This is a genomic window from Halorhabdus sp. CBA1104 (assembly GCF_009690625.1).
Taxonomy (GTDB): domain Archaea; phylum Halobacteriota; class Halobacteria; order Halobacteriales; family Haloarculaceae; genus Halorhabdus.
This window is the reverse complement of the sequence record NZ_CP033878.1, coordinates 1611608-1631737: the sequence shown is the minus strand read 5'-3', so window position 1 is coordinate 1631737 and position 20130 is coordinate 1611608. Positions and strand designations below refer to the sequence as shown.

Annotated in this window: 22 protein-coding genes and 1 pseudogene; 16 read left to right on the top strand and 7 right to left on the bottom strand. The window is 66.4% G+C overall.

Features of this window, described 5'->3' with window-relative positions; genetic code table 11:
• Window positions 1–7: 7 nt before the first annotated feature.
• Window positions 8–1420 (bottom strand): aspartate ammonia-lyase, encoded by a 1413-nt coding sequence (locus tag Hrd1104_RS08235; protein WP_154552308.1) that lies wholly within the window; start codon window positions 1418–1420, stop codon window positions 8–10.
• Between the two features lie 144 nt (window positions 1421–1564).
• On the opposite strand from Hrd1104_RS08235, the gene Hrd1104_RS08230 reads away from it, so the two are divergent.
• Window positions 1565–1834, top strand: coding sequence for a type II toxin-antitoxin system HicB family antitoxin (locus Hrd1104_RS08230; protein WP_154552307.1), 270 nt, complete (start codon window positions 1565–1567; stop codon window positions 1832–1834).
• Between the two features lie 2 nt (window positions 1835–1836).
• A pseudogene (locus tag Hrd1104_RS08225) lies at window positions 1837–2064 on the top strand (type II toxin-antitoxin system HicA family toxin); the annotation flags it as partial.
• 26 nt (window positions 2065–2090) lie between these two features.
• On the opposite strand, the gene Hrd1104_RS08220 reads toward Hrd1104_RS08225, so the two are convergent.
• Genes Hrd1104_RS08220 through cyoE form a run of 4 tightly spaced genes read right to left on the bottom strand, consistent with a single transcriptional unit; the run spans window position 2091 to window position 5974 of the window.
• The gene (locus Hrd1104_RS08220; RefSeq protein ID WP_154552306.1) at window positions 2091–2882 is read right to left on the bottom strand and encodes an ABC transporter permease; all 792 of its coding nucleotides are present in this window, start codon (window positions 2880–2882) and stop codon (window positions 2091–2093) included.
• Window positions 2879–3844, bottom strand: coding sequence for an ABC transporter ATP-binding protein (locus tag Hrd1104_RS08215; RefSeq protein ID WP_154552305.1), 966 nt, complete (start codon window positions 3842–3844; stop codon window positions 2879–2881). Before Hrd1104_RS08215 ends, Hrd1104_RS08220 begins: the two co-directional genes overlap by 4 nt.
• A gap of 7 nt (window positions 3845–3851) precedes the next feature.
• The gene (locus tag Hrd1104_RS08210) at window positions 3852–4559 is read right to left on the bottom strand and encodes a hypothetical protein (RefSeq protein ID WP_154552304.1); all 708 of its coding nucleotides are present in this window, start codon (window positions 4557–4559) and stop codon (window positions 3852–3854) included.
• Window positions 4556–5974 (bottom strand): heme o synthase, encoded by a 1419-nt coding sequence (gene cyoE / locus Hrd1104_RS08205; protein ID WP_229770441.1) that lies wholly within the window; start codon window positions 5972–5974, stop codon window positions 4556–4558. Before cyoE ends, Hrd1104_RS08210 begins: the two co-directional genes overlap by 4 nt.
• A gap of 211 nt (window positions 5975–6185) precedes the next feature.
• Between cyoE and coxB the strand changes: the two genes are divergently transcribed.
• Together coxB and Hrd1104_RS08195 are read left to right on the top strand one after the other, a co-directional pair.
• The gene (gene coxB, locus Hrd1104_RS08200; RefSeq protein WP_154552302.1) at window positions 6186–6899 is read left to right on the top strand and encodes a cytochrome c oxidase subunit II; all 714 of its coding nucleotides are present in this window, start codon (window positions 6186–6188) and stop codon (window positions 6897–6899) included.
• 40 nt (window positions 6900–6939) lie between these two features.
• Window positions 6940–7383, top strand: a complete 444-nt coding sequence (locus tag Hrd1104_RS08195) for a MaoC/PaaZ C-terminal domain-containing protein (RefSeq protein WP_154552301.1) — start codon at window positions 6940–6942, stop codon at window positions 7381–7383.
• On the opposite strand, the gene Hrd1104_RS08190 is transcribed toward Hrd1104_RS08195, so the two are convergent.
• Both Hrd1104_RS08190 and btuC read right to left on the bottom strand, forming a co-directional pair.
• Window positions 7384–8658 (bottom strand): ATP-binding cassette domain-containing protein, encoded by a 1275-nt coding sequence (locus tag Hrd1104_RS08190; RefSeq protein WP_154552300.1) that lies wholly within the window; start codon window positions 8656–8658, stop codon window positions 7384–7386.
• Entirely contained in the window at window positions 8655–9755 is a 1101-nt protein-coding gene (gene btuC, locus Hrd1104_RS08185) for a vitamin B12 ABC transporter permease BtuC (RefSeq protein ID WP_154552299.1), read from the bottom strand. The genes Hrd1104_RS08190 and btuC overlap by 4 nt, the downstream gene beginning before the upstream one ends.
• A 63-nt stretch (window positions 9756–9818) precedes the next feature.
• Between btuC and Hrd1104_RS08180 the strand changes: the two genes are divergently transcribed.
• From Hrd1104_RS08180 to Hrd1104_RS08125, 12 genes are read left to right on the top strand one after another with little or no spacing between them, the layout of a single operon-like run.
• Window positions 9819–10985: a PGF-CTERM-anchored ABC transporter substrate-binding protein gene (locus Hrd1104_RS08180; RefSeq protein WP_154552298.1), complete on the top strand. Its 1167-nt coding sequence runs from the start codon at window positions 9819–9821 to the stop codon at window positions 10983–10985.
• Window positions 10986–10998: 13 nt separating this feature from the next.
• A complete protein-coding gene (cbiB, locus tag Hrd1104_RS08175; RefSeq protein WP_154553221.1) occupies window positions 10999–11967 on the top strand; it encodes an adenosylcobinamide-phosphate synthase CbiB in 969 nt (322 codons plus the stop codon).
• Window positions 11961–12701 carry an adenosylcobinamide-GDP ribazoletransferase gene (cobS, locus tag Hrd1104_RS08170; protein ID WP_154552297.1) on the top strand — a complete coding sequence of 247 codons (741 nt, stop codon included), beginning with the start codon at window positions 11961–11963 and terminating at the stop codon, window positions 12699–12701. Before cbiB ends, cobS begins: the two co-directional genes overlap by 7 nt.
• Complete coding sequence (locus tag Hrd1104_RS08165; protein ID WP_154553220.1) at window positions 12701–13255, top strand: NTP transferase domain-containing protein; 555 nt, start codon at window positions 12701–12703, stop codon at window positions 13253–13255. Before cobS ends, Hrd1104_RS08165 begins: the two co-directional genes overlap by 1 nt.
• On the top strand, window positions 13252–14253 hold the full coding sequence (locus Hrd1104_RS08160) for a nicotinate-nucleotide--dimethylbenzimidazole phosphoribosyltransferase (RefSeq protein WP_154552296.1): 1002 nt from the start codon (window positions 13252–13254) through the stop codon (window positions 14251–14253). The genes Hrd1104_RS08165 and Hrd1104_RS08160 overlap by 4 nt, the downstream gene beginning before the upstream one ends.
• A 1-nt stretch (window position 14254) precedes the next feature.
• Window positions 14255–15265 carry an aminotransferase class I/II-fold pyridoxal phosphate-dependent enzyme gene (locus Hrd1104_RS08155; RefSeq protein WP_154552295.1) on the top strand — a complete coding sequence of 337 codons (1011 nt, stop codon included), beginning with the start codon at window positions 14255–14257 and terminating at the stop codon, window positions 15263–15265.
• The gene (locus tag Hrd1104_RS08150; RefSeq protein ID WP_154552294.1) at window positions 15258–15983 is read left to right on the top strand and encodes an adenosylcobinamide amidohydrolase; all 726 of its coding nucleotides are present in this window, start codon (window positions 15258–15260) and stop codon (window positions 15981–15983) included. Before Hrd1104_RS08155 ends, Hrd1104_RS08150 begins: the two co-directional genes overlap by 8 nt.
• Window positions 15980–17284 (top strand): cobyrinic acid a,c-diamide synthase, encoded by a 1305-nt coding sequence (locus Hrd1104_RS08145; protein ID WP_154552293.1) that lies wholly within the window; start codon window positions 15980–15982, stop codon window positions 17282–17284. Before Hrd1104_RS08150 ends, Hrd1104_RS08145 begins: the two co-directional genes overlap by 4 nt.
• A complete protein-coding gene (locus Hrd1104_RS08140) occupies window positions 17281–18015 on the top strand; it encodes a cob(I)yrinic acid a,c-diamide adenosyltransferase (protein ID WP_154552292.1) in 735 nt (244 codons plus the stop codon). The genes Hrd1104_RS08145 and Hrd1104_RS08140 overlap by 4 nt, the downstream gene beginning before the upstream one ends.
• A 19-nt stretch (window positions 18016–18034) precedes the next feature.
• Window positions 18035–19588 carry a cobyric acid synthase gene (locus tag Hrd1104_RS08135; protein ID WP_154552291.1) on the top strand — a complete coding sequence of 518 codons (1554 nt, stop codon included), beginning with the start codon at window positions 18035–18037 and terminating at the stop codon, window positions 19586–19588.
• A 32-nt stretch (window positions 19589–19620) separates the two neighbouring features.
• Entirely contained in the window at window positions 19621–19899 is a 279-nt protein-coding gene (srp19, locus tag Hrd1104_RS08130) for a signal recognition particle subunit SRP19 (RefSeq protein WP_154552290.1), read from the top strand.
• Window positions 19899–20126 carry an H/ACA ribonucleoprotein complex subunit GAR1 gene (locus tag Hrd1104_RS08125; protein WP_154552289.1) on the top strand — a complete coding sequence of 76 codons (228 nt, stop codon included), beginning with the start codon at window positions 19899–19901 and terminating at the stop codon, window positions 20124–20126. Before srp19 ends, Hrd1104_RS08125 begins: the two co-directional genes overlap by 1 nt.
• Window positions 20127–20130 lie beyond the last annotated feature (4 nt).

The following is a 20130-nucleotide window of genomic DNA, read 5'->3' as shown; positions in this document are numbered from 1 at the left end:
GGTCGCGTCAGTCTTCCCCGAGAATGACTCGCTCGGTCATCCGAGCGGGATCGAGTACTTCCTCGGCTTGTTCGGCGGTGAGATAGCCCTTCTCGATGGCCACCTCACGGATCGTTTTACCGGACGTCATCGCCGCTTTGGCGACCTCGCTGGCCTTGTCGTAGCCGATCGCGGGATTGAGTGCCGTCGCAAGCGCCATACTTTGCTCGACGCGCTGTTCACAATGGTCGCGGTCGGCTTCCAGTTTCGCGACGAATTTCTCGGCGAAGGTTCCACTGACGGTCGTGAGCAATTGTACAGACTCCAGGAAGTTCTTCGCGATCACGGGCTTGTAGAGGTTCAAATCGATCTGGCCGTTGGCTGCGCCCGTCGAGACCGTCGCGTCGTTGCCGACGATCTGGGCGTAGACCTGGTTGACCGACTCGGCGACCACGGGGTTTACCTTCCCCGGCATGATCGAGGAACCGGGCTGGTTCTCGGGCTGGTCGATCTCCCCAATCCCGTTGCGCGGTCCCGAGGCCAGCAGCCGGAGGTCGTTGGCGATCTTGTGCAGCGAGCCGGCGACCGTCCGGACTGCGCCGTGGGCCTCGGCCATCGCGTCGTGGGCGGCCTGGGCTTCGAAGTGGTTGTCGGCCTCGCGGAAGGGGAGCAGCGTCTCCTCGCCGATGTACTCCGCGGCCAGTTCGGGAAACTCGGGATGGGTGTTCAGCCCGGTCCCGACGGCGGTCCCGCCCAGCGCGAGTTCTTCTACGCGCTCGCTTGCGTTCTCGACCCGGGCGATCCCTTTTTCGATCTGCGTCCGATAGCCCGAGAACTCCTGGCCCAGGCGGATCGGCGTCGCATCCTGGAGGTGTGTCCGCCCGGTCTTGACCACGTCGTCGAATTCCGTCTCCTTGACTTCGAGTTCCTCACGGAGAGTCTCTAAGGCTGGCAGGAGGTCACGTTCGACGGCTTCCAGGGCGGCGACGTGCATCGCCGTCGGGATCACGTCGTTGCTCGATTGGCCGTAGTTGACGTGATCGTTGGGATGGATCTCCTTCGAACCGACCTCGCCGCCGGCGATCTCGGTCGCGCGATTGGCGATCACCTCGTTTGCGTTCATGTTCGTCGACGTCCCGCTGCCGGTCTGGAAGACGTCGACGGGGAACTGGTCGTCGTGGTCGCCGGCGATGACTTCCTGGGCGGCTTCGATGATCGGCCCGGCCGTTTCATCGTCCAGCAGCCCCAGCTCCCGATTGGCCTGTGCGGACGCTTTCTTGACGATCCCCAGCGCCCGGACGAACCGCCGCCCGAAGCGCTGGTCGCTGATCGGGAAGTTCTCGATGGCCCGCTGGGTCTGTGCTCCCCAGTAGGCCTCTGCCGGTACCTCAACCGCCCCCAGACTGTCCCGTTCGGTCCGATAATCCTCAGCGTCGGTCATTGCGTCCGGAGCCACACGCGCCAGTGGCTTAACTTTCGGCGTCAGTGCACAGAGTACTCTTCGAAACACTCGCTACTGTGCGACCAGTTTCGGACCTTCGCTGAGCCAACAATTATTGTGCCAGACGCTGTATATGCATCCGACATGGCTAGCTCCACCGTGGACGGTGACATTCACGATGAAGAGATCCGTCTGTGGCGTGAAGACGACTGGTGGGTCGCTACGGACGTTGCATCGGGTGTCACCACACAGGGCCCATCTCGTGAGGCTGCATTAGAAAACCTCGACGAAGCAGTCGCACTCCATGAGGGCGAAATCGGTCGTGAACCATCTGACGCAGAACTTCGTGAGGCGGGAATTGACCCTGCGGACAATTCGACTGGGGACGGCGACCCCCCGGACGTGCTCGACTAGCGATGGGACGGGGGACTTTTTCCGGGATGGACGTCGTGAAAGTGCTCGTCAACGTCGGCGGCTTCGAATGGCGGCGGACAGTTGGCGATCACGCTCAACTGTATTACGAACACCCGACCAACGAGGACGATCGTCGGCAGGTAACCGTCCCGCTGCACGATGAACTCAAGACGGGCACACTCCGTTCGATAGCTGACGACGCTGGCGCAAACGACTTCGACTCGTTCTGTGTGTGTGGATCGCTTCGAACACGTGATCAGTCCGTCCGGGGTAACGCGATCGTCCCGATAGCGAACGCGACCACAGCGAGCACCGCGAGGACGACCAGATTGAACAGCGGATCGGGTCCCGAGGGCCAGGCTGCGACGACGGTCCCCTCGGCCGACGGGCCGGTATCAGTTACGACCGCTCGGACGCCCCGCGAGAAGTACGAAAGCGGCGAGAGGTCCAGCAACGGACGGAACCACTCCGGCAGCAGATACGGCGGAACGAACGTCTCAGAGAGGAACAAGAGCGGAATCGCGATGGCGTTGCTCGCCGAAATCACGCCGTCCTGTGAATCGGCGAGCGACCCGATCAGCGCACCGACCGCACAGAACAGCGCGACCCCGAGTGCCAGAAAGACCGCGAGCAGCGGCGAGAGGACGATTTCGGCTCCCGTCACGGCGACCATCACGGCGAGGACGAGTGCCCCTGCAATCCCGATGATCGCGACGTTGACCAGCGTCTGGGCGGCCAGCCACTCCCCGCGGGAGAGCGGTGTCGTCGCCAGCTTCTCGAAGCGATTGCCCTCCCGGTGGCGGGCGACTTCGCTGCCGACCCGCGACAGCGGCGTAAAGAGGACGACGACCGCGAGATAGCCCGGCACGTAGTAGGCCGGCGCTTCCGTGAACAGCCCGCCGCCGGTGGGTTGGGTCTGGACCAAGGCCCCGAAGATGACGACGATCAGGAGTGGAAACAGGAACGTAAAGAACACGGCCGTCCGGCGGCGTAGGAACGACTTCGCCGCCGCACGCGTTTCGCTCGTGATCCGGCCTCGGCGGCTCACGACGATCCCTCCGTCGTGATTGTGTCGAGGTCGCTCCTTTCCGGCGTTGCTGTCTCGCCTCGCCCCAGGTCCCTCTCGATGGATTCGCCCGCGAGTTCCAGATACACGTCTGCGAGAGTCGGTTCACTCCAGGTCAGCGACTCGGCCTCCAGACCGGTAGCCGTCAGCGTATCGACGACCGTTCCGATTTCGGTCGGTCCGACGTCGTAGACGACGAGTTCGGTCCCGGCCACTGCCGTCCGGTACTCGAGATCGAACGCGACGGCCTCCGGCGCTGGCGTCGTCTCGATGGTCAGTCGCGTCTCGCCGCCATGGGCGTCGATCAGTGCGGCTGGCGTCCCGACTGCGACCAACTCACCGTCGGCTAATAATCCGACCCGATCGGCCAGGCGCTCGGCCTCGGCCATGTAGTGCGTGGTAAACAGGATGGTCGTCCCTGTTTCGGCCAGTTCTTCCAGCAGCGTCCACAGTTGCCGGCGACCAGCCGGGTCGATCCCCGTCGTCGGTTCGTCCAGGATGAGGAGGTCGGGATCGTTGACAAGGGCCGTTCCCACGCAGGCTCGGCGTTGCTGGCCACCGGAGAGATCCTCGTAGGCAACCCCCGCGCTGTCGGTGAGGCCGACGTCAGTCAGAATCTGCCCTGGTGGGTGTGCTTGGTCGTACAGCCCGGCGTAGTAGGCAATCAACTCTCTTGCACGCAGGCGCTCGTGGGGCGTGAACTCCTGGGGGAGCAACCCGAGCCGCGATCGATCGAACGATCGGGGATCCTCGCCAAACAGCTCGATCGTTCCCTCGTAGTCCGTCGTCCCCGTGATCGACCGGACGAGCGTGGTTTTGCCGGCCCCGTTCGGACCGACCAGTGCGAAGACCTCACCGGCCGGCAGCGACAGGGACACGTCGGATAGCGCCACAGTGTCGCCGTAAGCGCGGCGCACGTTTTCGGCGACGATTGCATCGGTCACGTCTCGATCACTTCCGGCCTCCGGGAAAGCCGATTCGATTCAGCGACGATACCGACGGCCGCCAGGCCAGCAACGCCACGGCAAGTACGAAGATTGCTGTCGAGAGATCGTAGCCACCGGCGTAGACGAACCCAGCGATCGCCGAGGTGCCGCCGATGGCACCGGTCAGCGGGAGAACGACGGCGGCCCACACGCACGAGACACACGAGAACAGTCCAAGTACGGCCGGCAGCATGCCGGCTGCTTCGACGACAGTCGTGTATACGAGGTACGACAACGTAATATATCCGATCGTCTTGAACGGAAGCAACGTCACCAGCACGCCGAACGCGTCGATAGAAAGTGCCGGTCCCCAGCCGGGTGGAAGCGACAGTGCGGTGATCGAGACACTCACGCCGCCCGAGCCTGCAAGCGAGACGAGTCCGCCCAGGAACGCCAGCACGAGGAAGTAGCCGGCGGCCAGGGTCCCTGCCAGCAGTTGTCGGCGGCGAGGAGCGGTCGGCGGCCGGACGCGGACGAGTGCCCACAGCGAGACGTTGATCCAGACGAACGGGTAGCCGTACAACCGCAGTGCTGCGAGGTTCAGCAATTGGGAGTCGCTGACGAGGAGATATCCCAGCAGGAGGAGCGCCTCCGTGTTGATTAGCAACGCACCCCACAGCAACGTTCCTTTCGAGGGCACCACTCGCGAGTGTCCGAACGAGACCGCGCTCATACGGCCAGGGTGTCGATCACGATCGCGACCAGGGCAGCCCCGAGGAAGGCATTCGAGGCGTGAAAGGCCCGGAAGGCCGCGGCTTTCGTTCGCTCACGGTGCAATCGCAGGACGGCCCACAGGAAGACGGCTCCGACAGTCGCGACCGTCGCGCCGTAGATCACGCCCAGATTCGCCAGCGCCGCGAGCCCGCTCGCGGCCAGCAGCGTCGCCCCGAGGTACAGCAGGATGTGCTTGCGGGTCTCGGTCTCGCCGCGGACGACGGGCATCATCGGGAAGCCACCGCGTTCGTAGTCCTCGCGGTAGGCAAGCGCCAGGTTGTAGAAGTGTGCCGGCGTCCACAGAAAGACGATCCCCGCCAGCGCGAGGCCGGGGACGCCGAACGTCCCAGTGACGGCGACCCAGCCGATCAGTGCCGGAAGCGCGCCGGCGAACCCGCCGATGACCGTATTCTGGACCGTGTTAGGTTTGAGCAAGAGCGTGTAGACGACGCTGTAAAAGAGGATCGCCGAGAGGCCCAGTGCAGCTGCAAGCAGGTTGATCGAGGCGAAGACGGCAAGCGACAGCGCCGCCAGCGCGACGCCGAAGGCCACCGCGTTCCGGATGGGGATCCGGTCGGTCGGGACCGGTCGATCCGACGTACGTTCCATTCGCTTGTCCCGGTCGCGTTCGAGGACGTGGTTGAACGTCCCGCTCGCGCCGATCGCAAGCACACCGCCAGTCAACGTCGCCAGGACCGTCCCGACCGTCAATGCCGGCCCCGCTGCCAGCGCCATGCCGGCGGAAGCGACGAGACAGAGCAACCACATCAGTCGCGGTTTGGTCAGACTGATGTACGCGCGAAGGGTCGTGATCGCTTCGTGGATGGGACTCCGGTCGTTCTGGACTCCGACATCCGGGGTCCCACTGTCGGGCCCCTCGTCGGGCGCTGGAGTCGGCGTGGGTTGGGCTGTTCCGCTGTCGGCTGGATCGCCGTAGGCGACTTCGAGGTGCCAGGCCAGCGCGAACACGAGCGAGCCGAAAATGGTCATCGCTACCCCGAGGTGGACGGCCGGCGAGAGCCCGGCCGCGCCAGTGACTGTCACCACGGCCCCAAGCGCGATCTGGATCGGGAAGAGCACGACGGCGACGACGAGGGCGGTCCGGACCCGCCGATCCGAGACACGGCCCAAGCCCACCACCGCACTCAGCAGGACCGCGACGCCGACGACTGCTGCCAACAGCCGATGGCCCCAGGCGACCAGTAGCGCCGGCGACTCGGCGGAGGGGGCCTGGCAGGCCGGCCAGGTCGAACAGGTCGCGGCGGCGTCGGCGACTGAGGCTGTTGCCCCCGCGATGACGAGCAGATAGACGCCGACGATCGTCCCGGCCAGCAGCGTCGACAGCGGGACGTCATCGATCCGGTTCCGTAACACTGGTTCTCGTTTCAGTTCCGTCCCGGGCGATACTTAGGCTTCCCCCCGCTGCAACACTTGTCGGGTTTGCCAGTCGACCGGTCGCCCGCTGTCCGCCGGCCAAACGGCCCCAAGCGCTGGTTACACTCCATTCGCGGCTCGAACGCCGGGAGGAATCACCGAAATTCGCCGCATAAACGCTCTTTATGACTGGCTGTCCCGAAGCAGGCATATGAGCGAGACGCGAACCGGGCTGGTCGCCGCGTTCACGCTGGCGGGGCTTTCGACACTCGTCCCCACCGTGGCGGCCCAATCGGGGTCCTCGACGACGGACGGGCTAATCTGGGGGCTCAATATCGAACTGCTGGCGATCGCCATCCCGATCACGCTGCTCGTCGAAGGGATCCTCATCTACACGGTCTGGCGATACCGTGCTGGGAACGTCGAGAAAGCCATGCCGACGCGGGAAAACCGCCGTCTGGAGATCACCTGGACGGTCGCGACGGCGGTCGTGTTGCTGTTTGTCGGTGTCGCCTCCTACGGTGTCCTCGCTCAGGATCACGTCACGACGACCGGGCAGTCGGCCGAGGCCGACGGGGACACACTCGAAGTCCAGGTCGTTGCCGAGAAGTACGCCTGGACGTTCGAGTATCCCGAGCACAACGTCACAACTGGGGGCACGCTCGTTCTCCCGGTCGACCGCGAAGTGCGCCTCAACGTCACCTCCAAAGACTGGTTGCACTCCTTTCACGTGCCGGGGATGGGACTGAAACAGGACGCCTTCCCCGAGCAAGCCAACTACCTGGTCACCGAGCCGACCAAGACCGGCAAACACCAGCTTTACTGCGCTGAGTTCTGCGGGGCCGGTCACTCGGGCATGCTCGGGACTGTCGACGTCACGAGCCAAGCCGCCTTTCAGGATTGGCTCGACGAGCAGTCGAACTGAGCCCAGTCGCTTTTGTGCTGCCGTCTCGTCACTGCATTCGATGACTCGGTACTTCGAGGACTTTGCTGTCGGTGACCGCTGGACTGCGGGACCACGGACTGTCAGCGCCGAGGAGATCGTCACCTTTGCCGAACAGTTCGATCCGCTGCCGATGCACGTCGAAGGCCACTCCGAGGGCGGTATGTTCGACGGCCTGATCGCCAGCGGGTGGCACACCGGCTCGCTGACGATGCGTCTCGTCGTCGACGGCGTGCTGGCAGATTCGGCGGTTCGGGCTGGCCTGGGGGTCGACGACCTCCGCTGGCCGACACCGGTCGAGCCCGGCGAGGAACTCACCGCGGAGATCGAGGTTGTGGGCGTCGAAGAGTTCGACGACGAATGCGGCCGGGTCGACCTGCGCGTGACGACCACAAACCAGCATGGCGACGTCGTGCTCTCGATGCTTCTGAAGGGGCTGTTCGGGCGCCGAGCAGCGCCAGCCTAATCAGTCGTCAGCCGGGACCGCCTTGGCGGTTGTCGCCTCGGTGATCGCCGGGACGAGGCCGTGTACTGTGGCCGTGGTGGCTTCCGACTTGAGGTCCCGATAGCGCCGTCGAGCCCCCTCGCCGGCCCGGTTTCGCTCGGCTACTGGCCGCCGCTCGAGGAAGATCGATCGGTCGCTGGCTTCGGCGAGATCGAGAACGTGTTCGTCCGCGCCGATCACGGGGTCGGCCAGGACAGTCGCCCGTGCTTGGCGGCAATACTCCCGTGTGTCTGTCAGGGCGCGCTCGTCGGGACCCGAAAGCGGTGGCGTCTCGATTGCGTCGATGCCGAGTTCACGAGCGACCGAGAGTGCGGCGTCACCACTCGGAAGCGGGCCGACAGTCACCTCGAAGCCGGCCTGCCAGAGCTTCGTCAGGACGCGGGCAGCCGTCGCTCCGCATCCAAGGACGTGAACCTGCGTCCCTCGATCGCGCGCCGGCTCGGCGATGGCGGTCACGTTCGGTGTGCCGGTAACGACGTCTGGCGTGACAGCGGTCTGGGTATCGAAGGCAGGCTGGAGATTGTCGTCGGTCAACACCGTTTCCGGGTCGCCGACGGCCTGGAGCTGCCCGTCGGAAAGCAGTGCCAGCCGATCGCAGTAGCGAGCCGCCAAATCGAGATCGTGAATCGCGGCGACGGCGGTCGTTCCGCCTGCCACGAGATCCTCGACCAGTTCTAGGACCCGCACCTGATGGTTGATATCGAGACTGGCGGTCGGTTCGTCGAGCACGAGCGCGGGGGTCTCCTGGGCCAGTGCGCGAGCGACGTAGGCGCGTTGGCGCTCGCCGCCGCTGACCTCGGTGATCGGGCGCTCACGCAGGTCGCACATCTCGGTCCGTGCCAGGGCGTCCTCGACGGCATCGTGATCGTCGTCGTCGGCGACGATGTCAGTCCGCGAACGGTACGGTGTCCGCCCCATTCGAACGACATCTTCGACGGTGAACTCGAAGGCGACCGAGGTGTCTTGTGGGACAGTCGCGACCCGGCGGGCGACGGCCTGGGAATCGAGACGATCGATCCGGTCTCCGTCGAGGTTGACGCGTCCCTCGTCCGGTTCGAAAACGCCGTTGAGTGTCCGCAACAGCGTCGTCTTGCCGGCTCCGTTCGGTCCGACGAGTCCGAGGAACTGCCCTTTTTCGACCGCCAGTGAGACACTTTCGAGGACATCTACTGCACCCAGCGACAGGGAGATGTCTTCGAGGACGATCGTCGGCTCCGTCTGTGGTGGCTCGCTCATAGCTCGTGTACCTCCCGTCGTCGCAGCAGATACAGGAAGAAGGGGGCACCCAGGGCGGCGGTGACGATCCCGACCGGTAACTCCGCCGGGCCGGACCGAGCGACGGTATCGGTCGCGACGAGGAAGGTCGCGCCCGCGAGTGCGCTCGTCGGCAACAGCAGTCGATGATCCGGGCCGACTAGCAGCCGCATCACGTGTGGGACGATCAACCCGACGAAGCCGATCACGCCCGCGACGGCGACCGCCGCGGCGGTGACGATGCTCGACAGTGCCAGCAGGATACGCTTGGTCCGCTCGACCGGGATGCCGACCGTTCGTGCGTCTTCTTCACCGAGCATCAAGACGTTCAGATCCCGTGCGTAGGTGAGCAACCCGAGGAACGTGATCACTGCCAACGGGAGCGTCACCTCGACTTTCGCCCAGGTGCTGTTGTTGAGGTGGCCCATCAACCAGAAGACGGCCCGATCGAGGCTCTCGCCGGCTTGCAGCAGCGTATAGGAGATCACCGCGCCGAGAAACGTCTGGATGGCGACACCCGCCAACAACAGCGTCGCGACGGGCGTCCGGCCGTTCTCGGTTGCGATCGCGTAGACGACAAAGGCGGCGACGAGCGCGCCGACGAACGCGGCGGTCTGGAGCCCAAGCGGCACGGCGACCGGGAACGCGATCGTCGCCACGGCACCCAGCGCGGCCCCCGAGGAGACGCCGATAATCGACGGATCGGCCATCGGATTCCGGAAAAAGCCTTGCATGACCGCGCCGGCCGACGCCAGCGCGAAGCCGACGACCGCGCCCAGCGCGATGCGAGGCAGTCGCACCTGCCGGACGATCGTCTCGGCCGTTCCGGGAACGTCGAACGAGAAGGGGTAGGCATAGCTCACGTCGACTGTCGGCGACGGGATCGTGACGCCGGCCACCATACTCTCGCCGAGGCCCACACCCAGTCCCGACGGGACGCCAACGGCGTTGAGTGTCGCCTTGGCAACCGTCAGTAGATCCAGTGCGACCGGGCCGATCGCAGCGCTCACCACGATAACGGTGAACAACGTCGCGACGAGCCCGACTGTCCAACTCAGGAGGCGTGTGCCGAACCGCATCTGTGAGCAAGTTGAGTTGCATTAGGTAAATATTTATTGAACAAGCCCACAGCCGGGTGTACAATGAAGCGCACTATCGGTAGTGTCTTGCTCGCGGTTGTGTTGCTCGCCAGTCTGGGCGGAGTGGCCTTTGGTCCGGTCGCCGGTCAGGCCGGTGGAAACGAGACGACTGCCAACTGTACGTATCCCATCGAGGTCACCGACGCTAACGGCGCGACAGTGACTATCGAGGAGGAGCCCGAGCGCGTCGTCACGCTCGCCCCGAGTGCCTCGCAGGTGATGTGGGAGATCGGTGCCCAGGAGAAAGTCGTCGGGATGCCGGTCAATCCCTACACCAGCTACCTGGACGGATCGGCTCAGAAGCAAAACGTCGTCGGCCAAGAGGGACAGCCACAGACGGAGACGATCATTGGTCTCGAACCCGACCTCGTGCTCGCCCCGAACATCGTCAGCGAAGATGCGGTTGCCCAACTCCGCAATGCGGGCCTTACCGTCTACCGGTTCGACCAGGCTGCCTCGATCAGTGATGTCGTCGAGAAGACTCGCTTGACGGGCCGGCTCGTCGGGGAATACGACACCGCCCGTGAGATTAGCGCCCGAACGGAAGCGACACTCCGAGCCTATCGGAACGCCACCAGTGGGGCTGAGCGGCCCACAGTCCTCTATGCGATGGGTGGTGGGTACACGGCCGGCCCGCAGACGTTCATCGGAGACGTCATCGACGCCGCGGGCGGGGAGAACGTTGCCGCCGCAGCGAATATCAGCGAGTACGGGATCATCAGCAACGAGATCGTCGTCCAGCAAGACCCCGACTGGATCGTCGTCCCGGAAGGCCGGTCAGTGCCGTCCGGGCCGGATATCAACGGCACGACTGCGATTCAGGAAGAGCAGGTCCTGTTCGTGGACAATAACTTCATCAGCCAGCCCGGGCCGCGCGTGACCCAGCCCCTCGAGCCGATGGCGGAGGCGTTCCACCCCGATGGGACCGCCGCGATCAGCGTCGATCCGGCGTCGGTCTCCACACCGACCTGTGAAGCCGACGTGACGCCGACTGCGACGGCGACGGCAACGGCCACCGAGACGCTCGACATGGACGGCACGGTCACGCTCAAGTCCAACCAGACGATGGGGACGACGACCGACACGACGACGACCAGCGGCCCCGGATTCGGCGTGATCGCGTCGATCGTCGCCCTCTTGGGCGCTGGCACGGCCGCCCGTCGTCGCTGAGTCGATGGTCGTGATGGTTGCCCTCGGCACGCTGCCCGTCCGCGTCGAGCCGCCGGTCACTGTCCTCCTCGCCGTGCTGCTCGATGCAGTGATCGGGGAACCGCCTGAGACAATACATCCTGTCGCGATATTCGGGCGAGCGATCGCCGGGCTTGATCGGCGGTGGCCGAGCCCACGGCTTGTCGGTCTTGCCATCGCGACGCTGGCTCCCGTGAGTGTGGCGGCCCTCGCCTGGCTGGCAGTCTCGGCGCTCCCTCGCGTCGTCGGCACCGTTCTCGCCGGCTTGCTCCTGTTCAGTTCGATCAGCTTGCGTCGCTTGCTGGGGAGCGCACGCGCGGTGATCGACGCCACCGAGACTCATCCGGGGCGAGCCCGCGAACGCATTCCTGCCCTCGTGGGTCGAAACCCGGAACCCCTCTCTTCGCCTCAGCTTCGAAGCGGTGCCGTCGAGAGCCTCGCGGAGAACCTCGCCGACGGCTACGTTGGCCCGTTGCTGGCCTTTGTCGTCGGGGCACAGCTGTCGCTGTCAGTCGGTATCGCGGCGGCCGTCTGGGTGAAGGCCGTCAACACGCTGGACTCGATGCTGGGGTATCACGAGAAGCCGATCGGCTGGGCGAGCGCCCGGCTGGACGACATCGTGATGTGGCTTCCGGCGCGCCTGACAGCGGTGATACTCGCGGTAGCGGGCGGGAGACCCGGCGCGTTGTGGCGCGCCCGCCAGTTTCGGACCCAGCCGTCGTCGCCCAACTCCGGCTGGCCGATGGCCACGCTCGCGGTGGTCCTCGATGTCCGCCTCGAAAAACCGGGCGTGTACGTACTGCATCCGGACGCACAACTTCCAGATGGCGACACGGCGACGGCGGCGATTCCCGTCGTCGCGATTGCAGGGGCGATCGCGGGACTCGTGTCCATGCTGCTCGTGGCTGTGCCGATCGTTCCGGAGTCCCTCTTTGCCATGGCAGTGGGGGTGGCACGATGCTAGATGCCTTCCGGGGCGCGCTGGGCTTTCTGACGCGCTTGCCGATCGGGCGCGACGAGGCGGCCTGGCACGCGTTTCGCGCCCGTCCGGCGACGTTCCCGCTGGTCGGTTATCTGACCGGCGGCCTCGCGGCGCTCCCACTGCTCGTCCCGGTCTTCCCCGCTACCGCTGCGTTCGGTTTTCTCGTCTGGCTATACGTCCTCACCGGGATCAATCACCTCGACGGCATCGCGGATCTCGGCGACGCGGCGGTCGTCCACGGCGACCGTCAGCGCCGCCGCGAAGTGCTTTCGGACACGACTGTCGGTGTCGGCGCGCTCGCGGCGGTCGGACTGGTGTTCGTGGGACTGACGACGGCCGGCTACGAGCTGGCGGGACTGCCGGCCCGTGTCGCGCTGGTCGTCGTTGCTACCGAAGTCGGGGCGAAGTGTGCCGTCGCACTGGGGGCCTGTTTCGGGTCGGCTACCCACGACGGCCTGGGCGCGCAGTTTACCGACGGGCTCGATTCCCGGAACGCTCCTGGGCCGGTCGTCGTTGCCCTTCCTGTGGCCGCCCTGACGTGGCCCGAGCCGGCGGCCGCCGTCGCGCTCCTCACGGCGGTGGCGACTGTCGGGCCGATGGTGTTGTGGGCTCGACGGACGCTTGGCGGCGTCGACGGGGACGTACTGGGTGCGACTGCCGAGATTGCTCGCCTCGTCGGGCTGCACGCGGGGGTGATCGCGTGGACGCTCTCCTGATGTGTGGCGGTCGGGGTACCCGCCTGGATGTCGGCGGCGAGAAACCGCTCGTCGAGATCGGCGGGCGAGCGTTGGTCGATCGCGTCGCCGACGCACTCACGGCAAGCTCGATCGATCGAGCCTACGCCGTCACGTCACCGAACGCGCCCCGGACGCGCGAGTATGTCTCCCTACCTCGGATCGATGCCCCTGGCGACGGCTACGTCCCGGACCTACAGTACGCCCTCGACCGGATTGGGCGTCCGGTGTTGACTGTCGCCGCCGATCTGCCGTTGCTCGCGGCCGAAACGATCGACGCTGTGGTAACTTCCCATGAAGGTACTTCGATGACAGCCTGTGTTCCAGTGGCCCTGAAACGACGCCTCGGCGTAACGATCGACACGACGGTCCCGGCAGACGGCCGGGACCTCGCCCCCTCGGGCGTGAACGTGATCGCGGCGGGCGACCAGGATCGACGAATCGTCTTCGAGACGCCGCGGTTGGCGGTCAACGTCAACCACGTGCGAGACCTGCAGGTGGCAGAGGCGCTCCGTCGATCGGAGGTACTTCCGTGACGTTCGTCCTCGTCGCTGGGACGACCGAGACCGCACGGATCGACGGGATTAGCGCGGCCGGGGCCGATCCCGAAGCGATGGCGGTGACGCCGACGGCGGACGCCGAGATCCTGATCGAGGGGAATGTCGTCGATGCGCCGGCCGTCCCGGTCAGTCCGTCCGGCTGTCCTACACCGGCGCTGGTGACGCGGGCCGTCCGTGAACTCGCTGGGTTCGACGCCAGGGTGATCGACGCCGGACTCGCCACCGCGCCCGGAATCGACACGACGACTGTTGCCGAACGCCCGGGCGGCGACGTGCGCACGGCGGAACCGGTTCCGGACGCAGACGCGATCTGGGAGCGTGCCAGGGCCGTCGGCGAAAAGATCGCCGAACAGACTGCTGACCGAGTATACGTCGGCGAGACGATCCCCGGCGGGACGACGACCGCGTTCGGGGTCGCCCAGGCGCTTGGCGTCGATCTGTCAGTCTCCTCGTCGTTGCCCGAGAACCCGCTCGAACGAAAACGAGCCGTCGTTCGGGACGGTTTCGACGCAAGCGGAATTGAGGCGGGCGAACTGGCCGGCGAGCCCCAGCGGGCCGTCCGTCGGCAGGGGGGTCCAGTCCTGGCCGCCGTTGTGGGTGTGGTCGAGGGCGCACTGTCGGCCGGGGCGTCGGTGACACTGGCGGGCGGGACGCAGCTGCTTGCCGCCGCGGCGCTGCTCCGCCACGCAGGGGTCGACGCCGGTCTCGAACTCGCGACGACGGCCTATGTCGCCGCGGACGCCACGGCGACCGTCCGCGAAACCGCCGCTGCGCTCGATCTCTCGCTCACGGTGACCGACCCGGAACTGGGGGACTGTGGCCACGCCGGCATCGAGCGACTTGCCGCCGGCGAGGGCAAAGAGGGCGTCGGGATGGGCGGCGCGCTCGCGTTGGCCCGCCGTCGCGGGGTCGAACTGCAAGCGATTCGGGATCGCACCGAGCAACTCTACGATCGATTCCTGGGGGATATTTGAGATGGATCGAGCGCACGTACGCGACGTAGAGCGCGTCGAACACGGCAGCAGTGACGACCCCGACGTGCTGGATCTGAGTGAGAACATCAATCCACGAACGCCGGACGGCCTCCTAGGGGTCTACCGAGATGCCTTCGAAGATGCGCGACGCTACCCGGTCGAACCGCCGACTGCCTATCGCGAGACGGCCGCCGAGTACGTCGATTGCCAACCCAGTAACGTCGTCCCGACGCCGGGTGGTCTGGCCGCGATCAGGCTGGCAATCGATCTTGCCGTCGGCCCGGACGATTCCGTGCTCGTGCCCGCTCCGAGTTTCAGTTCTTACGCCCGCGAGGTCAGATTGCAGGGCGCCGAGCCGACGTTCCTCACTCAGGACGAGATCCTAACGGCTGACCCAGCTGACCACGCGCTGGCGATCGTCTGCAATCCGAACAACCCCACGGGGACGCTGTACGCGCGGGACGACCTACTCGCGTTCGCCAAGCGTTGCCGTGAGGCCGAGACGCACCTGCTGGTCGACGAAGCGTTCCTCGGATTCACGGAGCAGACCTCCCTCGCCGGGACACCGGGCGTCACGGTCGCCCGGTCGTTGACGAAGTTGTTCGGCCTGCCTGGGATTCGGGCCGGCTTCGCCGTGACGACCGGCGAGATGCGCGAGGCCATGGTCGCCGCCCGGCGGCCCTGGAACGTGAGCGTGCCGGCACTGGCGACCGGCCGCTACTGCATGCGCCAGTCGGGGTTCGTCGCGGAAACGCGGCGTCGGATTCGCGAGCAGCGTGACCGCCTGCGTGACGGTTTGAACGATCGGTTCGATGTCCGCCCGTCGAGTGCGCCGTTTCTGCTGGTCGAGGTGGGCGAGCCGGGTGTCGATGCAGTGCTGTCGACCGCCCGCGAGTACGACGTTGCGATTCGGGATGCACGGACGTTCCGCGGGTTGGCGAATCACGTCCGGATCGCTGTTCGGGATCGAACGGCGACCGACCGGACGCTGGAGGTGTTTGCGGATGTCTGAGTACTTCGAAACAGCCCGATCGGAGGGCGTCCTGCGACTTGCTCGACCCGAGACGCGGTGGCTCTCGACGGGTTGGGACGGCGGGTTCTGCCGGGCCGAAGCGGCATACAACTGTACGGTACCGAAGGGATGGGACCCTGGCGACATTCGGGCGGACGTTCAGGATCGCCTCGACCGGGCTGACTTCGACGCGGCGGCTGGCCCGATCCTGCTGACCGGCGTCGATCAGCGTCACGCCAGCGGGGCGCGGCTCGGTCCGGTCACCGTCTTCGCGACCGTCGGGCTCTCGAACCCCACGACGCTGCCACTCGAACCCGACGAGCGTCGTGCCGAAGTGGGGGCCGTCGACGGGTCGGACGAGTCGCCCGAGCCCGGCACAGTCAATCTCGTCGTCGGCACGACGCGGTCGCTGACGGATGCCGGCATGGCCAATCTGGTCGCGATCGCGGCCGAAGCCCGGACGGCCACGCTCCTGGAACTGGTCGGATTCACCGGGACGACCAGCGACGCGATCGTCGTCGCGTCTGACCCTGCGGGCGAGCCCACACAATACACGGGAAGCGCCACGCCCGTCGGGCGGGCCACGCGAGCCTGTGTCCGGGCGGCGATCACGGCGAGTTTCCGGTCGCGATACGAGGAAACCGACCCGCCTGCAAGCGTCCAAGCGGCCGAACACGGGCAAGCCACAACTGCCCGGGCGGAGGTGTTCGAGCCGTGACGGGCCTGGTCGTTGGCGGGACGGCATCGAGCGTCGGCAAGACCGTCGCGACGCTGGCGATCATCCGGGCGTTCCAGCGCGAGGGGCTGACCGTTCAACCCGCCAAAGCCGGCCCGGACTTCATCGATCCGAGCCACCACGAAACCGTGGTCGATCGCCCGTCCCGGACGCTGGACACCTGGCTCGAAGGCAGGGAGGGACTGCGACGGAACTACCACCGCGGCGAGGGCGACGTTTGCGTGATCGAGGGTGTGATGGGCGTCTACGATGGGCACCGATCTAGCACCGCCGACGTGGCCGACGCGCTAGACCTGCCGGTCGTCCTCGTCGTGGACGCCAGTGCCGGGGCCGAGAGCGTTGCGGCGACGGCGCTTGGCTTCCGGACGTATGCTGCCCGAACTGACCTGGATGTTCGCGTCGCGGGGGTGATCGCCCAGCAGGCCCACGGCGGGAGCCACGAGCAGGCAATTTGGGAGGCGCTGCCGGCGGAACTCGAATACTGCGGTCGGATTCCACCGGACTCGGATCTGGAAATCCCCGATCGGCACCTGGGACTGCACCTCGGGGACGAAGCGCCGATCGACGAGAACGCGCTCGACGACGCAGCGACACACCTTCGGACGGACCGCCTGCGAGCGATTGCAGAGGAGCCGGCTCCGGCTCCTGGTCTGCAGGACGGTCCCGCGCTGGGTGACCAACCACGCGTGGCCATCGCCCGGGATCGGGCGTTTCGGTTCGTCTATCCCGCTGTTCGGGAGCGTCTGGCGACCGCTGGCGATCTCGTGACGTTCTCGCCGGTAGCCGGCGACGGTCTCCCACCGGCCGACGCCATCTACTTGCCTGGCGGGTATCCCGAACGATTCGCCGCGGAACTGGCCGCGAGCCCGACGCTTTCCGCCCTCGCTGACCGGGCGACCGAGGGAGTACCGATCTACGGCGAGTGTGGCGGATTCATGGCGCTGGCGGACTCGTTGCGGACGACTGACGGCAGACGCCACGATATGTCGGGGATTCTCCCGGCAACGGTCGAAATGTGCGAGCGCTACCAGGCGCTTGGGCACGTCGAGCTCTCGGCCGATCGACGGACGCTGACCGCCGATACGGGCGATTCCCTGCGGGGTCACGAGTTCCACTACTCGCGGGCCAGCCTCGACAGCGATGCGACCCTCGCGTTCACCGTCGACGGGGAGGGTATCGCCGACGGACGGGACGGACTCACCGAGTACGAGACGCTGGGAACCTACGCCCACGTCCACGCGGCGAGTGGCGCGTTCGATACGTTACTGGAGCGATTACGATGACACGAGACACTACCGAAGACGAGGCATCGACGACCGACGAACCGACAGCGCCGAGCGACCAAGACGCGGTGCCCGACACCGAGCCGATCGAACCCGCCACACCCGAGGCATTCGGCCTGGTCCAGGCGTGGTGGGGCGACGGGAAAGGCAAGACAACGGCCGCCCTCGGGATGGGTCTGCGCGCGGCCGGCCACGGCTATCGCGTTCACGTCCTCCAGTTCATGAAGGGCGGTACGCCATCTGTCGAGGGCGTCCGCGGGGAGTTCAACGCGATCGCCCAGGTCCCCGGCTACACCATCGAGAACACCGGCCACGTGGGCTGGCACGGCTTCATGGACGACACCGACGACGACGAACACGCTGCCAGAGCACGGGCTGCACTCGCTCGCGCCCGGGAGATCGTCGCGGCCACGGCCGAGCGCGATCCGACGACTTCGCTCGATGCCGACGGAGCACAGACGACGGCCTTCGCGCTCGACGGCGAGCCGACTGCTGGCGTCCACATGCTGATTTTGGACGAAGTGCTCTACGCCGCCAACCGGGGGTTGATCGACCCCGACGACGTGCTCGATCTGATCGACGACACGCCCGAAGACCTCGAACTCGTCTTGACCGGTGGCCACGAGTACCCAGCGTACCTCGAAGGAGCGGCAGACCTCCTCAGCCACGTCGAAAAGCAGGCCCACCCGCTGGAGGCAGGCCAGCCGGCACGGAAGGGGACCGAGTACTGATGACTGAGGTGGGCTGGCCATGGCGGTGACGCTGCTCGTCGCCGGGACGGCCAGTCACGTCGGCAAGAGCACGATCGTCGCCGGACTCTGCCAACGGCTGGCCAATCGGGGCATCTCCGTCGCACCGTTCAAGGCCCAGAACATGTCCAACAACGCTCGCGTGGGGTTCAAACCAGACGCCATCGGGGAGAGAGGTGACAGCGACCCAGCCGCAGGCGATCCCGACGCCTACGGCGAGATCGGCATCTCCCAGTACGTCCAGGCGCGGGCGGCCGGCGTCGTGCCGACGACCGATCACAACCCCGTCCTGCTCAAACCGAGAGGGGGCGGCCAGAGCCAATTGATCATCGATGGCGAGGCAGTCGGGCACTTCTCGGCAGGGACGTACTACGACGAGCACTGGGCACGCGCCCGCCGGGCCGCCCGCGAGGCCCACGATCGACTCGCTGCCCGCCACGACGTGATCGTCGCCGAAGGGGCTGGGTCGATCGCCGAGATCAACCTCCAGGATCGGGACCTGTCGAACGTCGAGACCGCGCGCTTCGGGGACGCCGAGATTTTGCTCGTCGGCGACATCGAACGCGGCGGCGTCTTCGCTAGCCTCTACGGGACGCTGGAACTGCTCCCTGCCGATCTCCGGGAGCGCGTGGCCGGCCTGGCGATCACCAAGTTCCGCGGCGATCGCTCCCTGCTCGCCTCCGGGATCGAGGCGATCGAAGAGCGGACGGGCGTGCCCGTCGTCGCTGTCCTCCCCCACGACGATCCCGGGTTGCCCGAGGAAGACAGCCTCTCGCTGCCCGAGGCGGGCGAACGCGGCACCTGGGGTGACGGTGACGGGCTCGAACCGGAGCGACGGGTGACGATCGGCGTCCCACGATTACCACACCTTTCGAACGTGGCCGACCTGGCCCCGCTCGCTCGCGAGCCAGGCGTCCGTGTCACATTTCTGCCCCTCGGAGACAGAATCGGTGACGCCGACGCGCTCGTCCTCCCGGGAACAAAGAATACCGTCGACGACCTGCTCGCGTTGCAGGACGCCCGTCTGGGAGAAGCCGTCGAGGATTTCGAGGGGCCGATGGTTGGCATCTGTGGCGGATACCAGCTACTCGGCGAGGCCCTCCACAACGTCGGCGTCGAGAGCACGACTGCGACGGGGACGGTTCCCGGCCTCGGTCGACTGCCCGTCGAGACCGAATTCTCGACCGAGAAGCGCGTGACTGCCGCAACCTACGAGGCGACGGGTGTCGACCCGATCGCGGGAGTCAGCGGGTCGGTTTCGGGCTACGAGATCCACATGGGAGAGACGACGGTGCGTGCGGACGTTCCGCGGCCGATCGAACCCGAGAGTGCTGCGAGCGGCCGGGTCCTCGGCACCTACCTCCACGGCTGTTTCGAGAATCGGTCGCTCCGGACGGCGTTTCTCGATACCGTCTTCGCGGACGCCGGCGTCGAGCGCCCGGATCGCTCACCTGCCGAGGCCGATCCGTTCGACGCGGCGGCTCAGTTGGTCGAGCCGATCGACGCGTTCGGACTGGTCCCGGAGTTCGAAGGATCGGGTGTGCGCGACCAGTAAGGCGTTTACCCCTGGGCCGACGACCAACCGATATGGTCGAGAACGTCATCTGGCCGGCGGCCCTGGACGTGCGACTTACGCGCAGCGAGGGCCGGCGCGTCGCCGAGGATCTGGCGGTCGCAGAGCCGACAGTCGACGAGATTGCACAGGCAGTCCAGCAGGTGGGGTACGACGCGGTGATCGAACGCGAGAAGACCTATCCACGAGAGTACGAGACTCGCGGACGAGTGCTCGTCAAGGATGCTGACGACGCGACCAAAAGCGACCTCCTGGGGGCCGTGGCGGCCTACGTCGCCGCGATCCGTGAGTGATGCGCCGGGCTGGCGAGGTTCGGGGGCTGGCCCAGGGCGTGGCTGTCTTGCAGTGTGAAGAGGAGACATATCCCGACATTGGCACGGAAGTCATCGACGAGTCTTTGGAGACAGTCGGCCGCGTCGTGGATGTTTTCGGCCCCGTCGAACAGCCGTATCTCGCCGTCACGATCGGCGATAGCGTCCATCCGCCCACGCTCGTCGGTGAGACGCTGTACGCTCGTTGAGAGC

Coding starts and splice junctions, on each gene's coding strand:
- cobS (WP_154552297.1), top strand. CDS start 11,961: ATGCTAGATGCCTTCCGGGGCGCGCTGGGCTTTCTGACGCGCTTGCCG.
- Hrd1104_RS08150 (WP_154552294.1), top strand. CDS start 15,258: ATGTCTGAGTACTTCGAAACAGCCCGATCGGAGGGCGTCCTGCGACTT.
- coxB (WP_154552302.1), top strand. CDS start 6,186: ATGAGCGAGACGCGAACCGGGCTGGTCGCCGCGTTCACGCTGGCGGGG.
- Hrd1104_RS08195 (WP_154552301.1), top strand. CDS start 6,940: ATGACTCGGTACTTCGAGGACTTTGCTGTCGGTGACCGCTGGACTGCG.
- Hrd1104_RS08125 (WP_154552289.1), top strand. CDS start 19,899: ATGCGCCGGGCTGGCGAGGTTCGGGGGCTGGCCCAGGGCGTGGCTGTC.
- Hrd1104_RS08165 (WP_154553220.1), top strand. CDS start 12,701: ATGTGTGGCGGTCGGGGTACCCGCCTGGATGTCGGCGGCGAGAAACCG.
- Hrd1104_RS08155 (WP_154552295.1), top strand. CDS start 14,255: ATGGATCGAGCGCACGTACGCGACGTAGAGCGCGTCGAACACGGCAGC.
- cbiB (WP_154553221.1), top strand. CDS start 10,999: ATGGTTGCCCTCGGCACGCTGCCCGTCCGCGTCGAGCCGCCGGTCACT.
- Hrd1104_RS08230 (WP_154552307.1), top strand. CDS start 1,565: ATGGCTAGCTCCACCGTGGACGGTGACATTCACGATGAAGAGATCCGT.
- Hrd1104_RS08190 (WP_154552300.1), bottom strand. CDS start 8,658: ATGAGCGAGCCACCACAGACGGAGCCGACGATCGTCCTCGAAGACATC.
- Hrd1104_RS08135 (WP_154552291.1), top strand. CDS start 18,035: ATGGCGGTGACGCTGCTCGTCGCCGGGACGGCCAGTCACGTCGGCAAG.
- Hrd1104_RS08210 (WP_154552304.1), bottom strand. CDS start 4,559: ATGAGCGCGGTCTCGTTCGGACACTCGCGAGTGGTGCCCTCGAAAGGA.
- Hrd1104_RS08235 (WP_154552308.1), bottom strand. CDS start 1,420: ATGACCGACGCTGAGGATTATCGGACCGAACGGGACAGTCTGGGGGCG.
- btuC (WP_154552299.1), bottom strand. CDS start 9,755: ATGCGGTTCGGCACACGCCTCCTGAGTTGGACAGTCGGGCTCGTCGCG.
- Hrd1104_RS08140 (WP_154552292.1), top strand. CDS start 17,281: ATGACACGAGACACTACCGAAGACGAGGCATCGACGACCGACGAACCG.
- srp19 (WP_154552290.1), top strand. CDS start 19,621: ATGGTCGAGAACGTCATCTGGCCGGCGGCCCTGGACGTGCGACTTACG.
- Hrd1104_RS08180 (WP_154552298.1), top strand. CDS start 9,819: ATGAAGCGCACTATCGGTAGTGTCTTGCTCGCGGTTGTGTTGCTCGCC.